The organism is Candidatus Saccharimonadales bacterium, assembly GCA_035945435.1.
GTDB lineage: Bacteria > Patescibacteriota > Saccharimonadia > Saccharimonadales > DASZAF01 > DASZAF01.
Genome location: DASZAF010000018.1, coordinates 1 through 21,559 on the forward strand (window position 1 = coordinate 1; position 21,559 = coordinate 21,559).

Annotated in this window: 26 protein-coding genes and 1 tRNA gene; 5 read left to right on the plus strand and 22 right to left on the minus strand. The window is 51.7% G+C overall.

Going from position 1 to position 21,559, the window contains the following annotated elements:
- Together VGS28_02070 and VGS28_02075 are read right to left on the minus strand one after the other, a co-directional pair.
- Positions 1-333 (minus strand): crossover junction endodeoxyribonuclease RuvC (locus VGS28_02070; GenBank protein ID HEV2412572.1); only part of this gene is annotated, 333 nt, incomplete at its 3' end.
- Between the two features lie 8 nt (positions 334-341).
- Positions 342-1,070 carry a YebC/PmpR family DNA-binding transcriptional regulator gene (locus tag VGS28_02075; protein HEV2412573.1) on the minus strand — a complete coding sequence of 243 codons (729 nt, stop codon included), beginning with the start codon at positions 1,068-1,070 and terminating at the stop codon, positions 342-344.
- 70 nt (positions 1,071-1,140) lie between these two features.
- Here VGS28_02075 and VGS28_02080 point away from each other — a divergent pair, with 70 nt between their 5' ends.
- Positions 1,141-1,704, plus strand: a complete 564-nt coding sequence (locus VGS28_02080) for an MFS transporter (protein ID HEV2412574.1) — start codon at positions 1,141-1,143, stop codon at positions 1,702-1,704.
- 46 nt (positions 1,705-1,750) lie between these two features.
- Positions 1,751-2,458, plus strand: a complete 708-nt coding sequence (locus VGS28_02085) for a DUF4234 domain-containing protein (GenBank protein ID HEV2412575.1) — start codon at positions 1,751-1,753, stop codon at positions 2,456-2,458.
- Here VGS28_02085 and VGS28_02090 read toward each other — a convergent pair.
- Positions 2,449-3,780: a hypothetical protein gene (locus VGS28_02090; GenBank protein HEV2412576.1), complete on the minus strand. Its 1,332-nt coding sequence runs from the start codon at positions 3,778-3,780 to the stop codon at positions 2,449-2,451. The genes VGS28_02085 and VGS28_02090 overlap by 10 nt on opposite strands.
- 81 nt (positions 3,781-3,861) lie before the next feature.
- On the opposite strand from VGS28_02090, the gene VGS28_02095 reads away from it, so the two are divergent.
- Positions 3,862-4,974, plus strand: a complete 1,113-nt coding sequence (locus VGS28_02095; GenBank protein HEV2412577.1) for a hypothetical protein — start codon at positions 3,862-3,864, stop codon at positions 4,972-4,974.
- 38 nt (positions 4,975-5,012) lie between these two features.
- Positions 5,013-5,585, plus strand: coding sequence for a hypothetical protein (locus tag VGS28_02100; GenBank protein ID HEV2412578.1), 573 nt, complete (start codon positions 5,013-5,015; stop codon positions 5,583-5,585).
- 176 nt (positions 5,586-5,761) lie between these two features.
- Here VGS28_02100 and VGS28_02105 read toward each other — a convergent pair whose 3' ends face one another.
- The 18 genes from VGS28_02105 to VGS28_02190 all read right to left on the minus strand — a co-directional run bounded on the left by VGS28_02105 (position 5,762) and on the right by VGS28_02190 (position 19,231).
- Positions 5,762-7,006 (minus strand): hypothetical protein, encoded by a 1,245-nt coding sequence (locus VGS28_02105; protein ID HEV2412579.1) that lies wholly within the window; start codon positions 7,004-7,006, stop codon positions 5,762-5,764.
- Positions 6,973-7,482: a hypothetical protein gene (locus VGS28_02110; protein ID HEV2412580.1), complete on the minus strand. Its 510-nt coding sequence runs from the start codon at positions 7,480-7,482 to the stop codon at positions 6,973-6,975. Before VGS28_02110 ends, VGS28_02105 begins: the two co-directional genes overlap by 34 nt.
- A gap of 83 nt (positions 7,483-7,565) precedes the next feature.
- Positions 7,566-7,769 (minus strand): hypothetical protein, encoded by a 204-nt coding sequence (locus tag VGS28_02115; GenBank protein HEV2412581.1) that lies wholly within the window; start codon positions 7,767-7,769, stop codon positions 7,566-7,568.
- 85 nt (positions 7,770-7,854) lie between these two features.
- Entirely contained in the window at positions 7,855-8,124 is a 270-nt protein-coding gene (locus VGS28_02120) for a hypothetical protein (GenBank protein HEV2412582.1), read from the minus strand.
- 31 nt (positions 8,125-8,155) lie between these two features.
- A tRNA-Lys gene (locus VGS28_02125) sits at positions 8,156-8,232 on the minus strand.
- A gap of 61 nt (positions 8,233-8,293) precedes the next feature.
- The gene (locus VGS28_02130) at positions 8,294-8,785 is read right to left on the minus strand and encodes a hypothetical protein (protein ID HEV2412583.1); all 492 of its coding nucleotides are present in this window, start codon (positions 8,783-8,785) and stop codon (positions 8,294-8,296) included.
- Positions 8,786-8,814: 29 nt separating this feature from the next.
- Positions 8,815-9,720 (minus strand): 30S ribosomal protein S6--L-glutamate ligase, encoded by a 906-nt coding sequence (gene rimK, locus VGS28_02135; protein ID HEV2412584.1) that lies wholly within the window; start codon positions 9,718-9,720, stop codon positions 8,815-8,817.
- Positions 9,721-9,735: 15 nt separating this feature from the next.
- The gene (locus VGS28_02140; protein ID HEV2412585.1) at positions 9,736-10,293 is read right to left on the minus strand and encodes a RimK/LysX family protein; all 558 of its coding nucleotides are present in this window, start codon (positions 10,291-10,293) and stop codon (positions 9,736-9,738) included.
- A gap of 97 nt (positions 10,294-10,390) precedes the next feature.
- Positions 10,391-11,503 carry a molecular chaperone DnaJ gene (gene dnaJ / locus VGS28_02145; GenBank protein ID HEV2412586.1) on the minus strand — a complete coding sequence of 371 codons (1,113 nt, stop codon included), beginning with the start codon at positions 11,501-11,503 and terminating at the stop codon, positions 10,391-10,393.
- Positions 11,504-11,562: 59 nt separating this feature from the next.
- Positions 11,563-13,470: a molecular chaperone DnaK gene (gene dnaK / locus VGS28_02150; GenBank protein ID HEV2412587.1), complete on the minus strand. Its 1,908-nt coding sequence runs from the start codon at positions 13,468-13,470 to the stop codon at positions 11,563-11,565.
- 2 nt (positions 13,471-13,472) lie between these two features.
- Positions 13,473-13,985, minus strand: coding sequence for a nucleotide exchange factor GrpE (locus VGS28_02155; GenBank protein HEV2412588.1), 513 nt, complete (start codon positions 13,983-13,985; stop codon positions 13,473-13,475).
- An 18-nt stretch (positions 13,986-14,003) separates the two neighbouring features.
- Positions 14,004-14,708, minus strand: coding sequence for a transcriptional regulator (locus VGS28_02160; GenBank protein ID HEV2412589.1), 705 nt, complete (start codon positions 14,706-14,708; stop codon positions 14,004-14,006).
- Between the two features lie 122 nt (positions 14,709-14,830).
- Complete coding sequence (locus VGS28_02165) at positions 14,831-16,036, minus strand: DUF4082 domain-containing protein (GenBank protein HEV2412590.1); 1,206 nt, start codon at positions 16,034-16,036, stop codon at positions 14,831-14,833.
- Positions 16,036-16,548: a hypothetical protein gene (locus tag VGS28_02170; GenBank protein HEV2412591.1), complete on the minus strand. Its 513-nt coding sequence runs from the start codon at positions 16,546-16,548 to the stop codon at positions 16,036-16,038. Before VGS28_02170 ends, VGS28_02165 begins: the two co-directional genes overlap by 1 nt.
- Positions 16,549-16,640: 92 nt before the next feature.
- Complete coding sequence (locus VGS28_02175; protein HEV2412592.1) at positions 16,641-17,513, minus strand: cytidylate kinase family protein; 873 nt, start codon at positions 17,511-17,513, stop codon at positions 16,641-16,643.
- Positions 17,514-17,633: 120 nt separating this feature from the next.
- Positions 17,634-17,849, minus strand: coding sequence for a hypothetical protein (locus VGS28_02180; GenBank protein HEV2412593.1), 216 nt, complete (start codon positions 17,847-17,849; stop codon positions 17,634-17,636).
- A gap of 99 nt (positions 17,850-17,948) precedes the next feature.
- Positions 17,949-19,025: a twin-arginine translocase subunit TatC gene (tatC, locus tag VGS28_02185; protein HEV2412594.1), complete on the minus strand. Its 1,077-nt coding sequence runs from the start codon at positions 19,023-19,025 to the stop codon at positions 17,949-17,951.
- A 20-nt stretch (positions 19,026-19,045) separates the two neighbouring features.
- On the minus strand, positions 19,046-19,231 hold the full coding sequence (locus VGS28_02190) for a twin-arginine translocase TatA/TatE family subunit (protein HEV2412595.1): 186 nt from the start codon (positions 19,229-19,231) through the stop codon (positions 19,046-19,048).
- 66 nt (positions 19,232-19,297) lie between these two features.
- On the opposite strand from VGS28_02190, the gene VGS28_02195 reads away from it, so the two are divergent.
- Positions 19,298-19,741, plus strand: a complete 444-nt coding sequence (locus VGS28_02195) for a hypothetical protein (GenBank protein ID HEV2412596.1) — start codon at positions 19,298-19,300, stop codon at positions 19,739-19,741.
- On the opposite strand, the gene lepA is transcribed toward VGS28_02195, so the two are convergent.
- Complete coding sequence (gene lepA, locus VGS28_02200; GenBank protein HEV2412597.1) at positions 19,738-21,525, minus strand: translation elongation factor 4; 1,788 nt, start codon at positions 21,523-21,525, stop codon at positions 19,738-19,740. The genes VGS28_02195 and lepA overlap by 4 nt on opposite strands.
- Positions 21,526-21,559: the final 34 nt, after the last annotated feature.

Sequence of the window (21,559 nt, forward strand, 5' to 3'; positions counted from 1 at the left end):
CACAGACTGCTTAATCTGCAGTGGGGTATATTCAGTGATCGGTATCTCCCGCTGGGCACCAATCAGAAGAACGACACCACGCGCGTGACTGACCGAGATAGCAGTAGTTGCATTTCGAGCAAAGAAGAGCTTTTCGACAGCCATAACATCAGGTTTGTGCTGATCGACGATATTCGCCAACTCATTATAGAGAGTCAGAAGGCGAGCGGGGAGTTCCTGATGAGCGGGCGTTCGAATAACTCCGGCATCAATCATCCTTGAGTTCTTGGTCCCCGTTTCGATAACCCCAAAACCGAGAATACCTGTCCCTGGGTCGATACCAAGAATCCGCATAACTTCTCCTAAGTGTCTTTAATGACGAAATTAGCATGCACGTTGGTGACATCGTCGAGGCCATCGAGCGCATCCATTAGATTCATCAGTTTACGTTCGGTTTCAGAGTCGCTAATCTCTATGGTGTTCTGAGGCACGTACGTCAATTCCGCTTCCCTGATCTCCAGCTCTTCCTCGCTCTCCAGCGACTTCCTGACGGCAGCCAATTGTTTCGGGTCGGTGTAGATCACCAATTCGCCGTCTTCCACTTCAGCATCTTCCGCTCCGGCATCGATAGCGGTGAGCATAGCTTCATCCGCATCACCGTTAAAACCGACCCGGATAACGCCCTTCCTTTGGAACTGGAAAGCGACTGCCCCGCTTTCGGCAATATTGCCCCCGTGTTTACTGAAAGCTAGACGGACTTCTGGGTAGGTTCGGTTCTTATTGTCGGTTGCACATTCTACGATAATGCCAGCCCCACCAGGTCCGTAGCCTTCGTAGGTGACCTCCTCGATAATGGCTCCACCCAGTTTACCTGAGCCACGGTCGATGGCCCGCTGAATATTGGCGTGTGGCATACTGGCTGCTTTGGCCTTATCGATGGCTAGTCTCAAAGCAAAGTTGGTCTCAGGATCATCACCGCTTCGAGCAGCAATGGCCAACATATTACCAAGTTTGGTAAAGATAGCACCCTTCTGAGCGTCCTTGGCGCCCTTCTGGCGTTTGATGGTTGACCACTTTGAATGACCCGACATAGTAACCCTAGTATATCATAATCACCTCTGTTAGCAAGGTCACCTGGGAGACCCATGATACTATGTTGATGTGAAAGCGAGCTTACGATTTTTGCTCCTTGCCAACTACCTAAACCTGCTCGGTTTCGCTATGTTCTCGCCGCTTTACGCCCTCTTCGCCCTACGCATCGGGGCCCAAGTCTTTCAGACGGGAGCCGCCTGGGCTACATACACAGCCATCGCCGGCTTGATGATTATCATCTTTGGCAAGATGGAAGATAGCTTCAAGAAGAAGTACGAGTTGATAGTGATCGGCTACTTTTGGTTAGCCGCAGGAGCACTCTCTTTCTTGCTAGCTAAGAGCCCGACCAGCCTCTTTGTGGTACTCGGCTTCAATGCCATCGGAGCAGGCATCCTGGCGCCTGCCTGGAAAGCAGCCTACACCCACTTTCACGACAGAGGCAAGGAGGCCAGTGAATGGTCGTTCTTCGACGGCGGCAATATGCTTATCACAGCCGTAGCCGCTTTGGCCGGAGGTTATATCGTCAAGCGCTATGGTTTCCATGCGATCTTCGTCAGTATGTTTGTCATTCAGGTAGTAGCCGCCCTTGTTTCAATCAGGCTTGTCGGACTAATGAGAAAGAGCAGTTACTGAGATTGCTATTTACTATGTTGTTGCATATACTTCAGGGTAATACGCGATGAAACACAGAAATCCAATTGCAGTCCTGATCTTCAGTATCATCACCCTTGGTATCTATGACCTCTTTTGGCTGGCCAAGACCAAGAAAGTGCTCAATCGCGAGACAAGAGTACACACACCTACCCTCTTCCTGCTATTCATCCCCTATATCGTCATCGCTATCGCCATTATCGTTGCGATTGTGATAGCCGTTCACAGCGGTTTGCATCCACAACCCAACATTACCTGCAATAACCTGCAGCCAGGGCAAGTCTGTAGCGCAACGACAAGTAGTAACCCGGGCGCTTCGATTGCCATCTTTATCATTTTGATACTTGGCTCCCTTCTCATCATCCCGGTAACTTTCTGGTGGTTCTATAAGTATTCGGAAGCAGTCAATGAGTATACCCGAGGCGAAGTAACAACGGTTCTCTGTTTCATTCTTCTTTGGCTGCTTCGGTTTGTCGGCATGGCTATCTTGCAGGACAAATTCAATAAGCGCGACCTAGCACCAAGCACTGGCGGAGGTTTCCAGCAGCCCGCCTACCAACAGCCACATGATGGGGGTTGGCAACAGCCAGAACAACCAGGACAACCAATGCCACCGCCAACTAGTCCCCCAGCCCCAAACCCGCATGAGTCAAACAGTGGCTATCCATCTGTCTATGTACCTCCGGCTGATCATCAGCCACAGGATCACAATCAGCCCCCGTTTAATCAGTCCTGACGGGCAGCGTAGATACTATCTACGTATTCAACGTGCTGAGGATTCGTCGGGTCAAACTTACCCCTCGACAGGTATTCGAATATTTCAGCGGCCGTCTTGCCCGCAGCTCTCTGCTCAGCCAAATAGGCGGCCATCCGTTTATAGCCGACGTAGTAGGAGATATCTCTGGTGAAGATGGCTTGTTCTTCTGCATCTCCGTCACCACGACCACCTCGGTAGATACGATCAACATGGGCCCATACTACCGGCACCAACTCTCCAGCAGTCATCGTAAGATCACCTCGAAGCCGGTTGCGAATCAGTTGGCGGGTGTAACTTATATCAAAGAGCTCTTGCCTGGTGCGCCGTCGACCATCAATTGTCCCGAGGGCCAAGGCAATGTCTAGGTATCTGTCGTAGGCTTTATCTGGAAGAGTTCCAAGCAAGGCCTCTTCAGTCAAGATGCCGAGCCCTTCTTCAGAGTCAATATAGCCAGATAACCCGATAGCTAACCGACGGTCGTCTTGAGCATAGCCATTCTTGCTTCGAAGGCCGTGTGTAAGCAGTTCGTGACCAAGCAGCCCTACAACTTCACCTGCAGTGGCCGGTCGACGTTGAGCGGCAATCTTTATCAGCTTCTTACTTGGTACAACAGACATCGCCGTCTTATTATGGAGTGCGACTTCCCAGTCATCCCACTCACTGCCTTCGTTGGTTCTGAGCCACTCAAGAGCGTCAGAAAACACTCCCAACATATCATCCGGACCAAATTCTTCTTTTCCTGCTCTGTTAACAAGATCAAAAATGGGTTGATATTTCTCACGAACAGCCTGACCATACTCTCGAATTGCTTGACGTTCGGCCAATAGATCTGAGGTTCCAATATCTTCGGCACTACCGCCCAGAGATTCGATGATCGGCCTATACGTATCAAGCAGGAAGCGCACCCGCCCCTGTGCAATGCGATCAGACCCTTCGAGCTGCTTAAGCAACCTGTATTCCCCGAGAAGCAGACGAGCCGCTTCATCACGATCCGGCTCACCATAAAGCTCTATTGAAGCGTCGGTAAAACGTTTCGCCCATAGGGCACGATGCTCTGGCTCAGCGTAGACTGCCCTCTCTGCCGTATCAACAAGATACTCCTTGGCAAGATCTGCTGCGCAACCTTGCTCCTCAAGAGTACCTTCAGGTGCTGCCCAGAACTCAGCCTGCCGAGCGCGGTTTGTTGCTCCATATTCGCAGACAGCAGCCAGTAGGCCCCCATAGGCCAAGGTTTGTGCCCCAGTGCCAGCGTTTTGTGGCCGGATCGACTCTAAGACAAGTACGTTGGGTACTTCAGACATGGCGTTACCATAACACAAACACGTGCTGATAGAAATTGCTTATGCTTGCAGTTTTACTTCTCTGCGCTTTACTTGATGTACATGCCCGAACAACTCACACCAGATCCAGAGGGAAGGGGCATCGAACGGCGAATCGTTGTCGACCATGAACGTGTTGAAGAGGTTTTGGGTACACTCGTTCGTGCCTACGATCGTGAGGATTACCCATACTGCCTCGATAGCACACGCGTTCCTCAAGACCATCGTCATATGCCGAAGAATCTTGCACTGGGGACAAAAGAACATGCCATGTTCCTCTGGACTTCATGCTACTACATGCGTGGCGGGGCAAAGTCCGTCCCAGTCATGCAGCAGCTGGCAAGAGTTTATGAAGAGGCCCCAGACCTATTCGACCCAGAGATAGCCCGTGCCGTTCCGCCAGTCGTTATTGCTGACCTGCTCGAGAAACATGGTCTTGGATTCCAGCGTATGGTAAGCGAACTCTGGGTTGAGAATGCTAGTCGTCTCTACACATTGTATGAGGGGGACCCTCGCAAGGTTTTTGAAAACGTACATACTTACGAGGGTGCTTCAAAACGTGTCAAAAACGACAAAAGAGGCGGAGGATTCGTTGGCTTTCAAGAGAAGATGACCAGCATGATCCTCTATTACCTAATGGACGAACATTTAATCGATGAGTTCGACTTCCCATTGCCTGTCGATCTCCACGTTTTAAGAATCAGTATTGCTAACGAGATGGTTCGTTTCGAAGGTTACGGTGAAGACGAGAACGTTCTGAGTGACGAACTCTTAGCTGTGCTTCGCAAGATTTACTACGACTACACGAAAGCTCACGGCATAAGTACTCTACGACTGTGCAATGCGGTCTGGCTATATTCACAGGCTCTCTGTGGCTTACAGCCAGGCAACATCACGATCGAGCCAGAAGGTAGAGAAAACCGCAGAGGGCGAGATACTGTTTTGGAACCACTACCGATCGACATGAACAGCGAGAGACAGCGACGAGCGTATGAGAGATCATGTGGGTCGTGCGCCATCCAGGCGACATGCAGATGGAACGTTCCTAGCAGTCAGTACTATATCCAAGGAGGTCTGGCCCGACGTGGTAAGCGCAGGGAGTTCCCTCCCCCGGGAGGCCAAGAATCACTTATATCGTTCGGTGAAGCGCATGAATTGGCTAGATCTTCAACTTAATCCTAGGATTGACGTATAGGATTTGATTTAATATAAGCGTGCTTGGAATAATCACCTTTTCGCTAATATTCATCATTGCCATAGTCGCCGTAATCTGGGGCCTACGACGATCGCCTAAGACGTCACCCAAAGAACAGAACGGTCTCTTCCGTGGAATGGCGGTGCGCATGGTAGTCGCACTCATAGTCCAGTTCTTTGTCGGCCTGACTGTAAACCTGTGGGTTACTGTGCCTAAGTCTCATCCTGGCGCAAAGTCTTCAGACTATTTCGCCGGGGTCTACAACGGCGTCCAGTGGGCCTTAGCACACAGCGGTATCGGCTTCCTGGCCTTGCACGTCTTAATCGCTATCCTGTTGATCATCTTCTCAACCGCATTCTTGATCGCCGCCATCCTCAAACAGAACCGTTTCTGGATAAAGGCGTTTGCCCTCGGGGATTTCTTCATCATGTTAGCTTTCTTCAACGGAGCCAGCTTCCTCAACTATGGCGAGCAGTTCAGCTCACTGTTGATGGAGATATTTTTCGTCTGTTCCATATCTACGTTCCTTGCCACTCTCTATATAACCAAGCCAGCACAGAAGCCGGGATCAAAGAAGACTAACTGGATATAGGGTATTGCTGCGCCGTAAGTCTCCGGCCTTCCACATCATCTGTCAGGGAAGGTAAGACATGATTGGCGCTGGCTTTACTTGGGTCTTAAAAGCGACCGTTGCGATACACCAACTACCCGACGATGAAGCGAGCCAGTTTCCTGCTTCGGCAGACTGTGAGCTTGGACGGTAGACGACTATTTGATTGCCACCACCGCTTGCGCTATTGACGCTCTTCGGTTCATAACCCCATCCAGCGGGGGCGTGGCAAAGAACGTACTGGATTCAATGTCACAGTAGTACGAGACCAAAAACTCTTCTGTAAGCGTAGAGGTATAGCCTAGCGAACCAACGGAACCTGCGGCAGTCCCCGTAAGGTCAGACGGACTGCCGTCAGTGCCAGCCATAATACCGGAGACCTCTTGGACCAGAATGCCACCGGCCAGCGTGTTGACATGATTGGTGGTCACAGTTATCGTCGGTTTTCGGCCAACGTCGGCGGTAGGAGTTGCCAATATGTAGATCGCCAGTTCAGCGTTAGTTCCCGCGCTTTGCTCAAAGTCAGTAAGCCTCGTAAACGAGTTACCTAGGTCATCCTTGACGCTGGTGATCGAATTCGAACCGGAGACATTAACCTGGACATAGGCAATGAGCGTCGAACCTGACGAACAGTTGCTGGCAAGTGTGACAGGATTGGCTTCGATTGCTGTCCCGATATGACATGGTGCTACCGCAGACTGCAGCACCTGCCATTTCACATTGTTTGGTTTGATGACCACGCAACCTGCGGCCCACACCGCATTACCACCTCCGGTTGACGTAGTCGTGTAGTCAAACGTGCTGCTTGCGGCTGCAGATAACTGGTAGCCTGCTGTCGTATAGGTATTCCCCATCGATCCGAGATTGACCCACGGTGCGGAAGGTTCGTTTGTCTGGAGGGCATAGCCAACCGAACAACCGAAGACGAATCCTGAAGGTGCACTGGTGGCTCCAGTGTTACCTGAAGCAAGACTTGAGCTATTACCACTTCCATTAGCCACTACGCCATCGAGTAATGGGGCGTTGCCAAGTCCTGACACTTCACATCCGGCAATTGATGCAAAGTTACCATTCACAAAGTTGCCGCATTGGATATTTGTAATCCCAGAGGGAATGTTGGGGATTAGCCAGATGGCCTCACCGACCGATTGGCTGCTAACATCCGGACTCTGCGAGAATTGTAGAAGTGTGGTACCCGGCCATGTGACGCCGGGCGAAGTTCCGATCGTCGGAGACGAAAGGGGATACATAGATGCGCCCGCATTATAGTCGGTGACACAGACAACAATCGTATTGCCTGCCGTGGTCGCAGACATAGTGGCACTGGTTGCGAACGATGCCCCGCTATTGAATGTCTGAACAACCTGCATCAGTTCCCCAGCGCAGCGCCGAGGTAGATCCATTTGCTGATCGACGCAATATACTCAAAGGCGATAACATCCACAAGCCCGGCAGTCGTTGAAAGGATCGGCTGGCCAGTGGTGCCGAAGTCATATTGGGTACCCCAAAAGACACCGAAGCCTCCCCCGCTCCCTTGAGTGATCCGGAAGCGTATGACCTGTCCATCAATAGGGTTAGATGGGTTAGCGATGGTCCAGCCATTAGCACTCAGAGTTAGGTTGAAGGCATTGGCGGTCCTGGCATTGACGGCGACAGAGCCGGCTGATTGGCTGAGTGTAGCAGCCGCTGGGGCCAAGTAACCCGTAAAGGTTGCCCCTGCTTCCATGGCTACACCGCTACTGGTGGTTAGACCACCAGCTTGGGTGATAGCTGTTGGTTGGATAGTGCCATCACTATTGAGAGAGACGCTCAAGAAGCCGTTGAGAACCGTCCCCCAAGCACCGCTGTCTCCTCCTGGAACCGGTAGACGAGCTGTCATCCGTCGATACCCATCCTACTCTTGCCAAAATCTACTATCCCAATGAATAATATTTACTCTATTGTACGTGATACAGAGTTATTTTACCTGGTCGATTTTGAGGCTACAAATTCAGCATAGGCTTTATCAAATTTATCAAGTATTTGTTCTGGGGTCCCGTCATTGCCCACGTTGGCGCCCCACCATTCCGGAGTTATTTCAATGCCGGTAGCTTTCTGGACAGCAGTCACAGCTGCGTTTATGTCGCCTTTATATAGTTGACTTGCTTTCGGAATCTCTCCATCCATAATGAATCTCCCCTATATGTACACAGTATAGCAAACGAAGGAATTATCTCTGGAGGGCCGTATTAGTTAGTGCCCTTAGAACAGACTACTTCTTTGTCTTATCTTTCTTGTTGTCACGCTTTTCTTTTTCGACAATCAAAAACGCTCCCAGGAAAGCACCGAGCGATAGTGGGATTACATAAAGTTTATTGTTAACAAAGCTGACTATGCCAAGTGCGCTAAGCAGATAGATGAATGCACTGTATATCCCGGCTTTTACCGGTTCGTGCTTCGTAACAGAAAAGGTGTACAGAGCAAATACCGCGTCTAAAATTAATGCGACGAAGAATAACAATATGCTGTAGCCAAGATTCAAATGATTCATTATCTCGGGGTCAAAATTTCTATGGAGGGCCCAGTGGGGCTCGAACCCACGACACCCTGCTTAAAAGGCAGGTGCTCTAACCAGCTGAGCTATGGGCCCACGCGTACACTTGAAAAGTAAAGCATAATACTCGAGAAAAGGCAACGAATTAACAGGGGTGCTACTCTTTTTTGCTCCTTTTCGACTTATGCCCATGCACAAAGTAGAGGGAGAAGATACCATACGCAATGCCGGCCACGATAATCCACCCCTCCCAATCAGCAATAAAAGTGATGTACTGGGATAAGTTTGGAATTGATTTAGGAGCTATACTGGCCAGATCGCCAGAGAGGATCGCTAGTAAAACAGCGACGAAAAGTATTGCACCTGCGAGCTGCCTAGTTCGAAAGTGATCCTTTGGGACGGCCAACCATGCCACGGCAACTGGTATCAGAGTCAGGGCAATGTGGACGAGAACTGCGGGCTGGTTAACGTCGTGAAGAAAGCCGTGTGCACCAAGCCAATTAGCAACCGGAACCTCGACTATACCAGCCATCAGCGAACTAGCCAGCAAAATGAAGATCTGAAGACCAGCCTGCTTCTTGGTTATGAACTGTAAGACGGCGATCAACCCCGTCCCGCCAAGGACGATGATGTCGATAGGCATAGGCATATTGTAGCACTGCCCAGCTAAGGACTTGCTTAAGCGCCGATGCGATCTTTTTTCTGCTTACGCTTGGCATTCAGCTCGATGTATTCGATCACCTTCTCGGCGACATTCCGATGACAGACTTCCTCTGGCGAGCGCAGGCTGGCAGAAGAGTTGACCTCCATGACCAGTGGCCCTCGCTTGGAGCGAAGCATGTCGACACCACAGATTGGCAGACCCATAGCCTTAGCTGCTTTGATAGCAATGTGACGTTCTTCGTCGGTCAGTTTGACTGGCTTGGCAACGCCGCCCTGGTGGGTGTTTGACCGGAAGTCCTCGTCAAGGTTCTGTCGTTCAAAGCTGGCCACCACACGATTGCCAACCACGATTGCCCGGACATCAGTGCCGGCCGATTCGGCCACGAACTCCTGAACAACGAAGTTAACGCCTTCAACGTAGAAGGCCTGCATAACTGCCTTGGCCGCCTTAGCGGTCTCGGCCAGCACAACACCGTTGCCATGTGTACCCTTCGCCACCTTAATAATCAGTGGTGGCCCGCCTGCACGCTCGATCAGGTCCTCGAACGAGGCGGTCTCACGGGCAAAGAGGGTTTTCGGAATATCTACGCCCGCTCTGGCAAGTAGCTGGTACGAACGAAGCTTGTCGCGGCTGCGATTGATAGCGATCGAACTAGCCGTCGTGTAGACACCACGCATCTCGAACTGACGAACGATGGCCGTTCCGTATTTGGTATATGACTGAGCAATACGGGGGATGACAACATCAAAGTCACTGAGCTCCTCGCCCTTATAGCGTACAACCGGATTGTTTCGTTCAACGGCTATGTAGCATTCTGCATAGTTGATAACACGAGCATCATGGCCACGCAGAATAGCCTCTTCTTTGAGGCGTTTGGTACTGTAGTTGCCAGGTCCTTTGGAAAGAATAGCTATCTTCATATCAAGTACCTCTATTTAGTCTTCTTGTAGATACGGCTTCTTGGCCTGTTTAGCTTCATAATCTCGTAGTTTCTGCCAGTCGTCAAACCCAAGTGGGGGCATCTCGCTGAAGAGACCTCGCTCGTCAAGCGATGCATCAACGAGAAAATGTGAGTGAAGCGTTCGCCTCCCGATAAGCACCGGGAACGAGAGAGTTGATCTGTCGTTAAGACTAACCGGTGTTAGGAAGTGAACACCACCTACTTTCAGTTCAGCCGTTACGTAGTAGCGCCGCTCGACACCACCGTTTGAGCTACGAACCTTATGTTCAGTGAAAGCGGTCGTTCGAACCGTCTCAGTCCCGCCTGTCTTCGTCTTGAGTCTCTTTGTCTTGGGGATCTCAAAGACCAGCTCATCCTGCCCTCCAGCATTTATCTCGACATGAATATTCTCAGCATGAATCGAGCTACTAGCGGCCCCCGTATCAACTTTGGCCAATACCTCAACAATCCCAAGCGATGGGAAAGAGACGAGCGCGTGACGGCCAATAACAGGCAGTTGCTTGTTCTTGCTGTGAGGTCGAGTTGTAGCCATGTTCGACTCCCTTAGTGATAACTGTTGTTTTTATTGGTGCCCACTCAGACTTTTGGTGATGCCTATTATAATATAAAAGAGCTTATGTAGCAATATATTACTTGAAGAACCCTCTTCGTCCGCCTTCGTGGTCGAAGTTCTCGAGCAGCTCTCGCTGGTGTTTTGACAGCTTGGTCGGCGTATCAACGTGAAGGGTAACGATGTGGGCCCCTCGAACATCGCCGCGAATATGAGGTACACCGTGACCACTCAACTTGAAATCGGTACCACTTTGGGTGCCGGGTGGAACTTTCATGGTGACCGTGCCATCGACCGTCTCGACTTCGATCTCTGTACCGAGAGCAGCTTCTACCATGGTTACATGTTCTTCGGATAAGATCAGGTCGCCTTCTCTGGTGAATTTCTTGTGTGGTTTGACATGAATGATTACGTAGAGATCACCTTTATCACCTTGGGCGACGGCTTCGCCTCGTCCGGTCAACCTAATTGTTACACCGTCGTCGACACCAGCAGGAATCTTCCTCTTGATCTCTTGTTCACGCCGTTTGGTACCCTTGCCATGGCAGACAGTACAGGCTTTCTCAGGCACCTTGCCCGAGCCTTTGCAGGTTGGGCAGATGGTAGTCTGCTGGATCTGACCAAAAAGGCTATTTACTACTCGGGTTACTTGACCCGAACCCTTGCAAGTCTCACAGGTCTTCATGTCATGACCCGGCTCTGCGGTCGTCCCTTTACAGTGCGGGCAGACGTCCTCGATATTGAGCCGCAATGTCTTCTCAGCTCCGAAGATAGCCTCCTCGAACGTAAGGGTCAGTTCAGTCTGAATGTCATTGCCACGCTGTTGGCGGGAACGCCCTTGGCCGCCGAAACCACCCGCACCGCCAAAGAAACTACCGAAGATATCGCCAAGACCGAGATCACCAAAATCAAAGTTTATATTTTGGCCCTGACCACCGAAGTTAAAACCCTCAAACCCGTTACCAGCATCGCTCGAACCAACACCAGCATGTCCGAACTGGTCATAGCGCTGGCGCTTGGAGGAGTTAGAGAGAACCTCATAGGCCTCGTTGACTTCTTTGAATTTGGCTTCGTCGCCACCCTCTTTGTCGGGATGGAACTTAACGGCAGCTTTGCGAAACGCCTTCTTGATTTCGTCGGCAGAGGCGTCCTTGTTTACCCCAAGGACTTCATAGTAGTCTCGTTTTGCCATTGCTTAGCTCACCTTACCACACTCGCGCAGCCGTTTCGCATTATGATTATTTGTTGGCTTTACTTCTTTTCATCATCGACGACTTCACCTTCAACAGCTTCGTCATCTTTCTTGTCTTTAACCTCATCTTCCGAGGCTTCGCCCTCTTTTGGCTCGTCCTTGGCAGCTGCCTCGTAAAGTTTAGCGCCGATCGGCTGAACAACATCCATCAGTGTCTTGGCTGCGTTGTCGAGATCTTCTTTGCTCTCTGCGCTCTCTTTTTCCTTGGCGGCTTTGATGGCTTCTTCGATTGCCTTCTTGTCATCGTCGCTGATCTTATCGGCGTTATCACGGATCATCTTCTCGGCAGTATAGACGGAGTTGGCCAGAAGGTTGCGGGATTCGGCGACTTCACGCTTCTTCTTGTCATCGTCGGCGTGGGCCTCGGCTTCTTTCTGAGCCTTCTCGATATCCTCCTTGCTCATGTTGCTGCTGCCCTGAATGGTCATCGACTGCTCTTTGCCAGTTCCCTGATCTTTAGCGGTAACATTCAAGATACCGTTGGCATCGATATTGAAACTGACTTCAATCTTGGGTACACCTCGGGGTGCCGGAGCAATTCCATCAAGGATAAAGGTACCAAGCGATTTGTTATCGGATGACATCTCCCGCTCACCTTGTAGGACATGGATCTCAACTTGCGGTTGGTTGTCCGCAGCAGTCGAGAAGACCTCGCTCTTGCTGGTCGGGATAGTCGTGTTGCGGTCGATTAGCTTGGTCATGACTCCACCGAGAGTCTCAATACCAAGCGACAGCGGGGTAACGTCGAGGAGTAGGACGTCTTTAACGTCACCGGCTAGGACGCCGCCTTGGATGGCGGCACCAACGGCCACAACCTCGTCAGGATTAACACCCTTAAGTGGGTCCTTGCCGAAGATAGACTTCACTTTCTCGACGACGGCTGGCATGCGGGTCATACCGCCGACCAGAACGATCTCATTGATGTCCTTTGGCTCGAGACCGGCATCCTTAAGAGCCTTCTTGCATGGTTCAGCTGTCCGGTCGATCAGGTCGGCTACCAGTTCCTCGAGCTTGGCTCGGGTCAGTTTGTGGTCGAAGTGCTTCGGACCTTCGGCATCAGCTGTTAAGAATGGCAGGTTGATATTGACCTCTTGGGTTGCTGAAAGTTCGATCTTGGCCTTCTCTGCCTCGTCTCGCAGTCGCTGCATTGCGGCCTTATCTTCGGTCAGATCAATGCCATGCTCTTTCTTGAACTCGTCAACAAAGTAGTTGACGATGGCGCGGTCAAAGTCGGCACCACCGAGATGTGTGTCACCGTTGGTTGACTTAACCTCAAAGACACCGTCACCGAGCTCTAGGATAGAGACATCGAAGGTCCCGCCACCGAGGTCGAAGACGGCGATCTTCTCATCGGCATTCTTCTTATCCAGGCCGTAGGCCAGAGCAGCAGCGGTCGGTTCGTTAATGATTCGTTTTACCTCGAGACCGGCAATCTTACCGGCATCCTTGGTAGCCTGGCGCTGGGCATCGTCGAAGTAGGCAGGAACGGTGATAACCGCTTCAGTCACCGGTTGGCCCAGAAATGCTTCGGCGTCTGCTTTCAGCTTGCTCAGGATCATGGCGCTCACTTCTTCGGGGCTGTAATCCTTGTCACCCATCTTGACCTTAACGCCACTACCGCTCTTGACGATCTCATAGGGCATTAGCTTCAGGTCACGCTGAACTTCTTTATCTTCAAAGCGACGGCCAATGAGGCGCTTCACTTCGAATATGGTGTTCTTTGGGTTGGTTACCGCTTGGCGCCTGGCAGGCGCACCAACGACTCGTTCTCCGTTCTTACTGATAGCCACAACCGATGGAGTCGTTCGGTTGCCTTCGGCGTTGGCAATGACCGTCGGGTCGCCGGCTTGCATAACTGCCATGGCCGAGTTGGTCGTACCGAGGTCAATACCTATGATCTTTCCCATATTTAGTTCCTCTCTTCACTATTAGATGTATCGAATGTTCTTTTTCCTACTTTGACGACACTGTGTCTGAGAACAAAACCATCGAGTTCATAACCGGGTTGTAACTCTTCAACTACAACCTCCTCGCCCTCTCCGGCCTCGTCATCAACACTGACTGCTTCGTGCAGGTTCGGATCGAAGGGATGTCCCACCGCTTCGATCCGCCTGACGCCTAGTTCATCTAAAATCGTCGTGAACTGGGCACCAAGCTGTACTACCCCTTTAGCCCACTGGTCATTCTCTAGCTCCTTCGGCATATGGGCTAGAGCGCGCTTAACGTTGTCTACAAATGGCAGGAACTTCATGACTACCGCTACTTTGGCCATGTCACTGAGCCGCTCCTGCTCTTGTTCGCTCCGTCGCTTGAAGTTGATAAAATCGGCCTGCATTCTCTGGAGATCAGCGGTCAACTGATCGATCTGTGGTTGCAGAAGGTCATCTTTTGCAGACGGGGTCTTATCTTTGGCTTTGGTCATAGGGCTGGTCTCCTTAACTTAGAAAGCTGCTTCGAGCGATTTAGCGGTGTAACTGACTAGGTCCATGACGCTACGGTAGCTCTGTCTCGTCGGACCGAGTGTACCGACGTAACTATTGTCGGAATAGGGTGAGACAAACCGGCTGATGATCAGGGTGCAGCCGCTGTTGCGGCCGATTGGATTCTCCTGCCCTATATAGACATTGATCGGTTCGGTTGGGGCGGCTTCCCTAAGCCATGGTTCGAGGTTGTCGAGTAATCGAGCGACCTCCTTCACTGCGGTGACCTGCCCGAACTCTGGCTGCATGAACAGATGCGACAGACCGCTCATGTAGAGCTGACCGCCGATAGTGGCCAGGCCTAGGTTGTGAGTGATCTCTGCCAGAGAGTCGGCCGCCGAGCGAATGGCCCTGGCCGGTCCCCCGGCACTCTCCAGTCGCACTCCGATCGCTCTCGCACTGCGATCGATAGCTTGTTCTGGGCCTTCGGAGCTGATTCCTAAACTGTTAACGTAGTACCGATACCCCTTGTCTGTAGGGATACGGCCGGCGGAAGTGTGCGGGTGGGTGATATACCCGCCGTCTTCCAACCTGGACATCTCGGCCCTGATGGTTGCTGGTGAGACGTTGAAGAGCTTTGCCAGCGTAACCGAACCAACTGGTGCGGCTATCTCGGCGTACTGCTCAACGATTGCAGCTAGAATCTGTGCCTGTCTGTCTGTCATAGTACTATGGGTGGCTGCGACGCGCGCATCGCTAGTTCTTATGGTAGCGCGATTAGCACTCGCATGTCAAGAGTGCTAATGAGTATTCTCACCCCTGTTACTTACATACAGACAATAAAAAGTCAGAGCCAAACTGACTGCACCACAGTCGGTAAGGCAGTCGCGCTGACAGCCACTATCCCGGCGGTCCAAGTGGAGTTTGAGGAAGCGGTCTGCGACCAGTTATAGGTACCACCAGAGGTCGTGGAAACCTGATAGCCAGCCCAACTATTCCCAAGCCCACCACATGACGGTGGGCATGCCCATCCAGCTGGGGGATTCGAAGCCGTTTGGTCTTCTATGCCGTAGCCGAGGATGAATTCGTTCGGAGTCCTTATAGCCCCTGTCATTCCGGAGTTGACAAGGTTCGTAGTAGCCATATTTTCGGCCGAGACCGACTGGTCGAGTACGGGTTTCGGGCCAAGTCCGTGCACTTCGATGTAGAATAGACCGACATTATTAATCGAATTCGTATTATTGATAGTGATTCCGAAAGCCCCCAACCCACTTGAGTAGTTCGGTAGCATCCAGATCGCTCCGTAGTCACGAATCGAGCCGGAGGGCTGAGTAGATTCAAGAAGTTTCACTGCATTCGGTACCACGGTACCGCCGACCGTCGGAGATGAGGTGGATATGGCATTGTTACTGTTGGTATAGCCGCTCGGTATGAGAAAGACTGTATTACCGGCAGTAATAGCCTGGCTCGGGCTGTCGCCCGACCACGTACTCGGGAACCAGCCACTTTGGACAACCCAAATATTGTTTATGGTGTTTACCTCGACATCGATCCAGTAGTTAGCACCGTTGAAACCTCCTGTCGGGTAGGTCAGGTGTGCGGCAGTGGCAACGAATGCGTCTTGTGCAAGATCCGAGTTTGCATTGCTCGGTGCCGTGATCGGCCCATTCTGAACACCGTTCGTACCGCCACCAGTCGTGAAGTAGTTTGCCACGGCTGAGTACCAGTTACTGCCACCCGGGCTAAAGACCGCTACTCTGTATTTGACTCCTGGCTGCAAGGTAACTGAACCATTAAAACTACATTTAACCCAGCCTGAGCCAGCCGCACCTGACCATGTCGGACTTGTAGTCGAGGCAACGAGTGTCTGGTTGCTGTCTTGATACACACCACAGGCTGTGGGTAATAGTGTTGTACCAGCCGCTGAATACCACCATATCCCCGTCAGAGAGCCAGGTGTGCCAAGCGAGAACTGCATCGTCAATGTGTAGCCGGTAGCATCACTCTGAAGAGCGCCGCTACCTGTCTGATTAAAGAGCGTGTAGACCGCCATCAGAAACCCTGCGGAACTGGGGCACCTAAGTACATCCACTTAGCAATAGCGGCGTTGTACTCGAAAGCGAGAATGTCTGTAAGACCTGCGGTCGTCGAGAGCACAGGTGCACTACCGCCGTTTCCCCAATCGTAAGCATTCCCCCAGGTGACCGTAAAGCTTCCTCCGGTGCCCTGTGTGATACGAAAGCGGATGGTCTGGCCGTCGGTCGGGCTGGTAGGGTTAGCGATCGTGCCAGTTGATGCAGCCAATGTGACCTTGAAGATGTTACCCTGAGCGGCGTTGACAGCGATGTTCGCACCAAAAGTTAAGGCTACCACTGCAGGTGCAACCCACCCTGTAAAGGCGGCTCCGGATAGCATAGCTACACCACTGCTGGTAGTCAGACCACCAGCCTGCGTTAAGGCTGTGGGCTGGATGGTCCCATCTTGGTTGAGTGAGACCTCAAGAAAGCCGTTGAGGACAGTCCCCCACGTACCATTATCTCCTCCAACAGTTGGTAGACGGGCCATAAAACTAACTAGTCACCACCTTATGCTGCTATAGCTTATAGAATAGCATATTCGCGTAGAGACGACCTGTGCTGACAATCACAGATCAGTATTTAGGGAGTACGCAGATCAAGGCTATACTTCTGAGACCAGCTCTCAACCCACTCCGGACTAATATGCCCCAAGCAGTCTTTTGCCGAGACACCAGGTTCAAGCTCACCATTATCCTCAGCACGAAGTCTGACGTCGATAAATGGGTCTTCACTCTCAATTGCCTTGGCGATTCTCAGATGGCCATTGCAGAAACACATATAGGGGCGGCAGTAGGCCACTTCGGGGTGAGGGATGTTCCATTGGCTACTTCGCCTATCGGATACGACATCGTAGCCTGGTAGCAGACGCCGAGGACTGGCCATGATAATCAGTTCTTCTCGCGCTTCACCTTCGTAGACCAACCTGATCGCATCAATTATCTGCTCAACGGTCGCATCGCTGGTATCGATGACTAGATCGTAGTTTTCAAGCCTGGCTTCGTCTACTCCAAACCGGGCTCGATAGCGACGTCGCTCACTGGCGTAGCGCTTCTCGAGAGCGGCCTTGGCTTCATCGACACTGCCATAATGCTCGACAGCAGAGGCACGGCTGGCGTAAAGCCGCCCTGCGGCCACGTCGGGGTCAATAAGTAGATGGACCTTAAAAGCGTCATCGACTATCCTCCAGGCAATATGGCCGTCGAAAACGGCGGGATGCCCGTCTGTGGCCAGCCGGCGTGTCTCAGAGTCAACCTGCGCATCTATCGACTGGTCCGTTTCAGCTAGTAGATTGAGATCGACTTCCGAGAGATTACGATCTGCTGCAATTGCGCGGTTGATATTCCCTGCACTAACCAGTCTGTGGCCATACATACGGGCTAATCTATCGGCAACGGTACTCTTGCCGCTGCCCAGCTCACCGCTGATTGTGATATGCCTTTTAGGAGCCGTCATTACCTAAAGGGTAGCGTATGTCGACAAAAAGCTCAAAGATGAAAGATACGCACCCACAGACACTAAGGGTACCTAAAACCAAGGCCTATAGCCTCGGTTTCGTTTTGATCTAGCTTGATACTAACCGCCGTATGACGAACTGCCGTATGCGCCGCTGTTCTGTCCACCGGCTGAAGATGTCGAACCTGATCGCTGACTACCGTGTGAGTTGCCAAGCGACTTGAGTACTGCGGATACACCTACTACTGCTAGCAAGAGAGCACCTACCTGACCGAGAAAATCTTTTCGGCTCATCTTTTGCGATAGTGCTTCGTTGACTGTCTTCTTGACACTCATAACTAGCCTCTCCTTAGTCCCTTTTTTCTTTTAGTGTTTATACACGCTTATGGTAACAAGACTTAAAAGGGCATGCAACCCTTTCATCTTAAAACTCCCTCACGTATCCTGCGGGGGTAAGCCGAGCAGTTCGCCAAAGAGATCACCCGAACGAGAAGTTGGCGTTTGTTCGTCGATCGGTTGTTCAGCAGGAAGTTGTGCGGAGAGCGGCGGCTGCTTAGGCTGACGGACCGCTCGAGGCAATGTTCGCCGAGCGGGTGCGCGGAAGCCGTCGATTATTCGGCCGGTCTGCGGCGATGGCGTTGGCACCGGTTCATCAGTGACCTCAGGTACATCGGAGACCTCGACGGGGACAGGGACAAGTTGCGGGACGGGAGCGGCTGGCAACGGTGCCACTTCGGGCGAGGCGTAAACGACCTGCTCCGTCTCCTCCCCAGCAGCCTCTTCCTTGGCTGCCTTGGTCTTGCGTCGGTTGGTAGCCCAGATAAGGACGATCGACATCTCGTAGAGAATGATGACCGGCGCAGCTAAGATAATCTGCGCTTGAGGTGTCGGCGCAGATGGCAGGAAGATAGCGACCGCGAAAGCGGCAACGACGACGTACTTACGATACTTGCTGAGTCCTTTTGGTCCGAAGGGGCGGATATGGTTGGTAAAGAGGAGAATGAGCGGTATCTGGAAGATAATAGCGAATGCCCCGAGGTACTTGCAAAGAAAGCTGAAGTACTCATTAACAGAGATCAGCGGATGCAGGTTAGCCGTGCCGACCGATCTGAAAAAGCCAAGGGCCGGCGGCAAACCGACGTAGTAGCCAAAAGCCAGGCCAAGAAACGCCAAGCTGATCGATGAGAAGAGAACGAAAGTGACCAGCCTACGGCTAAACCCTCTCTTAAAAGCCGGCTCGATAAAACGCAGAATGTTGTAGACGAAGACTGGTAGAGCCACGATAAAACCCGTCAGAACACAGAGCTGCATGACAAACTCGAAACTGCCACTTGGCGAGGTGTAGTAGAGTGGCAAATTGAGCGGCTTCTCGAGGAAACGAATCAGGGGCGACCGAAAGATGTAGGCGATTAAGGCGCCTACGATCGTAATAATCGCCGACAAAAAAAGGCGGCGCCTTAGTTCGCGCAAGTGCTCAGAGAGAGTGAGCTCGTGCGTCGCCACCTTCGACATAAACTACTCCCCTAAAATAGCTAAGCTTTGTTCTCGCTGTTCTGGGACGATTTTGCAGTCGATTCGGATGGGTCGTCTTTGAATCCTTTTCGTACTTCTTTGACACTCTCGGCAATACCCTTGCTAAGCTTAGGTAGCTGCTTTGCCCCAAAGAGTACTAGGATAATGACAAGTAAAATGACAAGATCTTCGGTTTTTCCTAGCACCTTATCTCCTCCACTAAGTTGTACTTGTATGATACCATAAGCGTACAAGAATAGCAGGGGGTTAACATGAAAATTAAGCTTATCTTTGGGTCGGTTGGTCTTCTCATTGGCATGTGCGCAGCACTGCTCTCTCCCCTCGCCTCATACGCCGACTCTAGTTATGGTTGTGGTGCCTACGGCGGCGGCAGTTACAACTCATCGTGTAATTCGTCGAGTTCATCATCTGCTTCTTCAACGACGACTTCCCCATCCACAACTACCAATTCCTCTAGTTCGACGAACAATTCTTCGAAGAATCAGAGCAATAACAATAATGGCAACTCCGTTACCAACTTCAATCCATCCAGTACAACACCCGCCAAGAAGACCAACTGGACACTCTTTATCGGTGGTACTTCGCTAGTTGTAATAGGTGTCGTGCTCTTTATCCTGTTCCTGATCCGCCGAGCCAAAGGTTTAGCTGGCGGTGGCGGTGGTGGCTTCGGTACCCCAACAAGCGGTAATATCTAATCACGCTTCAAGAGGACAGTGAAGACATCGGCAGGGATATCTACTTTGCCGAAGCGTTTCATGCGAGCTTTGCCAGCCTTCTGTTTGGCCCAGAGTTTCTTCTTCCGTGAGACGTCACCACCATACAAGTGGCCTGTGACGTCTTTCTTAAGCGCCTGAATGTCTTCTCGGGCAATGAACTTGGTGCCAATGGCGGCTTGAAGGCTGACTTTAAAGAGTTGTTTGGGGATGATGTCTTTAAGCCTGGCGACTATCTCGCGGCCAACGTACTCTGCTTCGCTTCTGTGGACCATGACGCTGAGCGAGTCGATTCGTTCGCTGGCCACCAAGAAATCGAGGCGGACCAGATCTTCAACCCGGTAGTCGGCAATATCGTAGTTGAACGTCCCGTAGCCACTCGTGATGCTCTTCAACTGGTCGTAAAAGTCAGTCAAGACCGTGGCTAGCGGCGCCTCGAAGGAGATCAAGGTCAGCTGGTCATCGACATAGTCGATCTTCTTCTGTCGGCCCCGGCACTTAACAATAAGTTGGAGGGCTGAGCCGACATAGCTCTTTGGACAGACAATCTCACCTTCAATCCATGGCTCTTTGATCTCTTGAATCCTGGAGACGTCTGGTAGATCGGCAGCGCTCTTAACGACCACCTCTTCGCCGGTTGTTAGGAGTACCCGATAATCAGTTGAGGGTTGAGTGACGATCAGCTCGAGATCGTACTCGCGCTCCAGGCGTTCCTTGACGATCTCCATATGAAGCAGACCTAAGAAACCGACCCTGAAGCCGAAACCTAAGACCTGACTGTTCTCCGGTGTATAGATAAGGGCGGCATCGTTGAGGCTGAGCTTGGCAAGAGCTTCTTTGAGTGCTTCATGCTCTTCATGCGAACTGGGGAAGATGCCGGCGTAGACAAACGGCTTAGCCTCCTTGTATCCCGGCAGCGCCATTGATGCAGGCTGTCTGGCCGAAGTAAGCGTATCACCGACCCGAGCCTGAGAGGTTGACTTGAAGTTGGTGACCACATAGCCGATCTGGCCACTGGTCAGCTGACCATCTGCTACAAGCTCCGGTGAGAGATGGCCGGTATCGAGGGCAATGCCACCGGCATGGGTGGCCAACATGGAGACAGGTTCGTTCTTATGGAGAGCTCCGTCAACGATCCGGATATAGAGAATGACGCCCCGGTAGTCATCATAGACTGAGTCGAAGACAAGAGCGCGCAGAGGACCTTCGACAGTGCCGGCGGGTGACTTGCCGGTCGAGACTATCCGTTCAAGCACTTCCTCAACATTCTGACCGGTCTTAGCCGAGACTTGAATGATCTCTTCTTCCTTGCAGCCCAGCAGAGTTACGAGCTCGTTACTGACCCGTTCGGGGTCCGCAGCCGGTAAGTCGATCTTGTTGAGAATTGGGATAATGGTCAAATCGGCAGCCAAGGCCAGATAGAGATTAGCCAAGGTCTGAGCCTGTATGCCTTGGGTGGCATCAACAACTAACAGGGCCGTCTCACAGGCAGCTAGGCTCCTCGACACCTCGTAGCTGAAGTCGACATGCCCCGGGGTATCGATCAGGTTGAGCTCATAGCCCTTATAGTGCATCCTGACGGGTTGGAGCTTGATGGTAATCCCCTTCTCCCGCTCAAGGTCCATCCGATCGAGCAGCTGCGCTTTCATCTCCCGACGCTCAACCGTGCCGGTCAACTCTAACAGACGATCAGCCAACGTCGACTTACCGTGGTCAATATGAGCAATAATGCAGAAGTTTCGAACAGTATCAGAAGAGTTTGACATCAGAGGTTATTGTAATGCACCCACCCCTATTCGA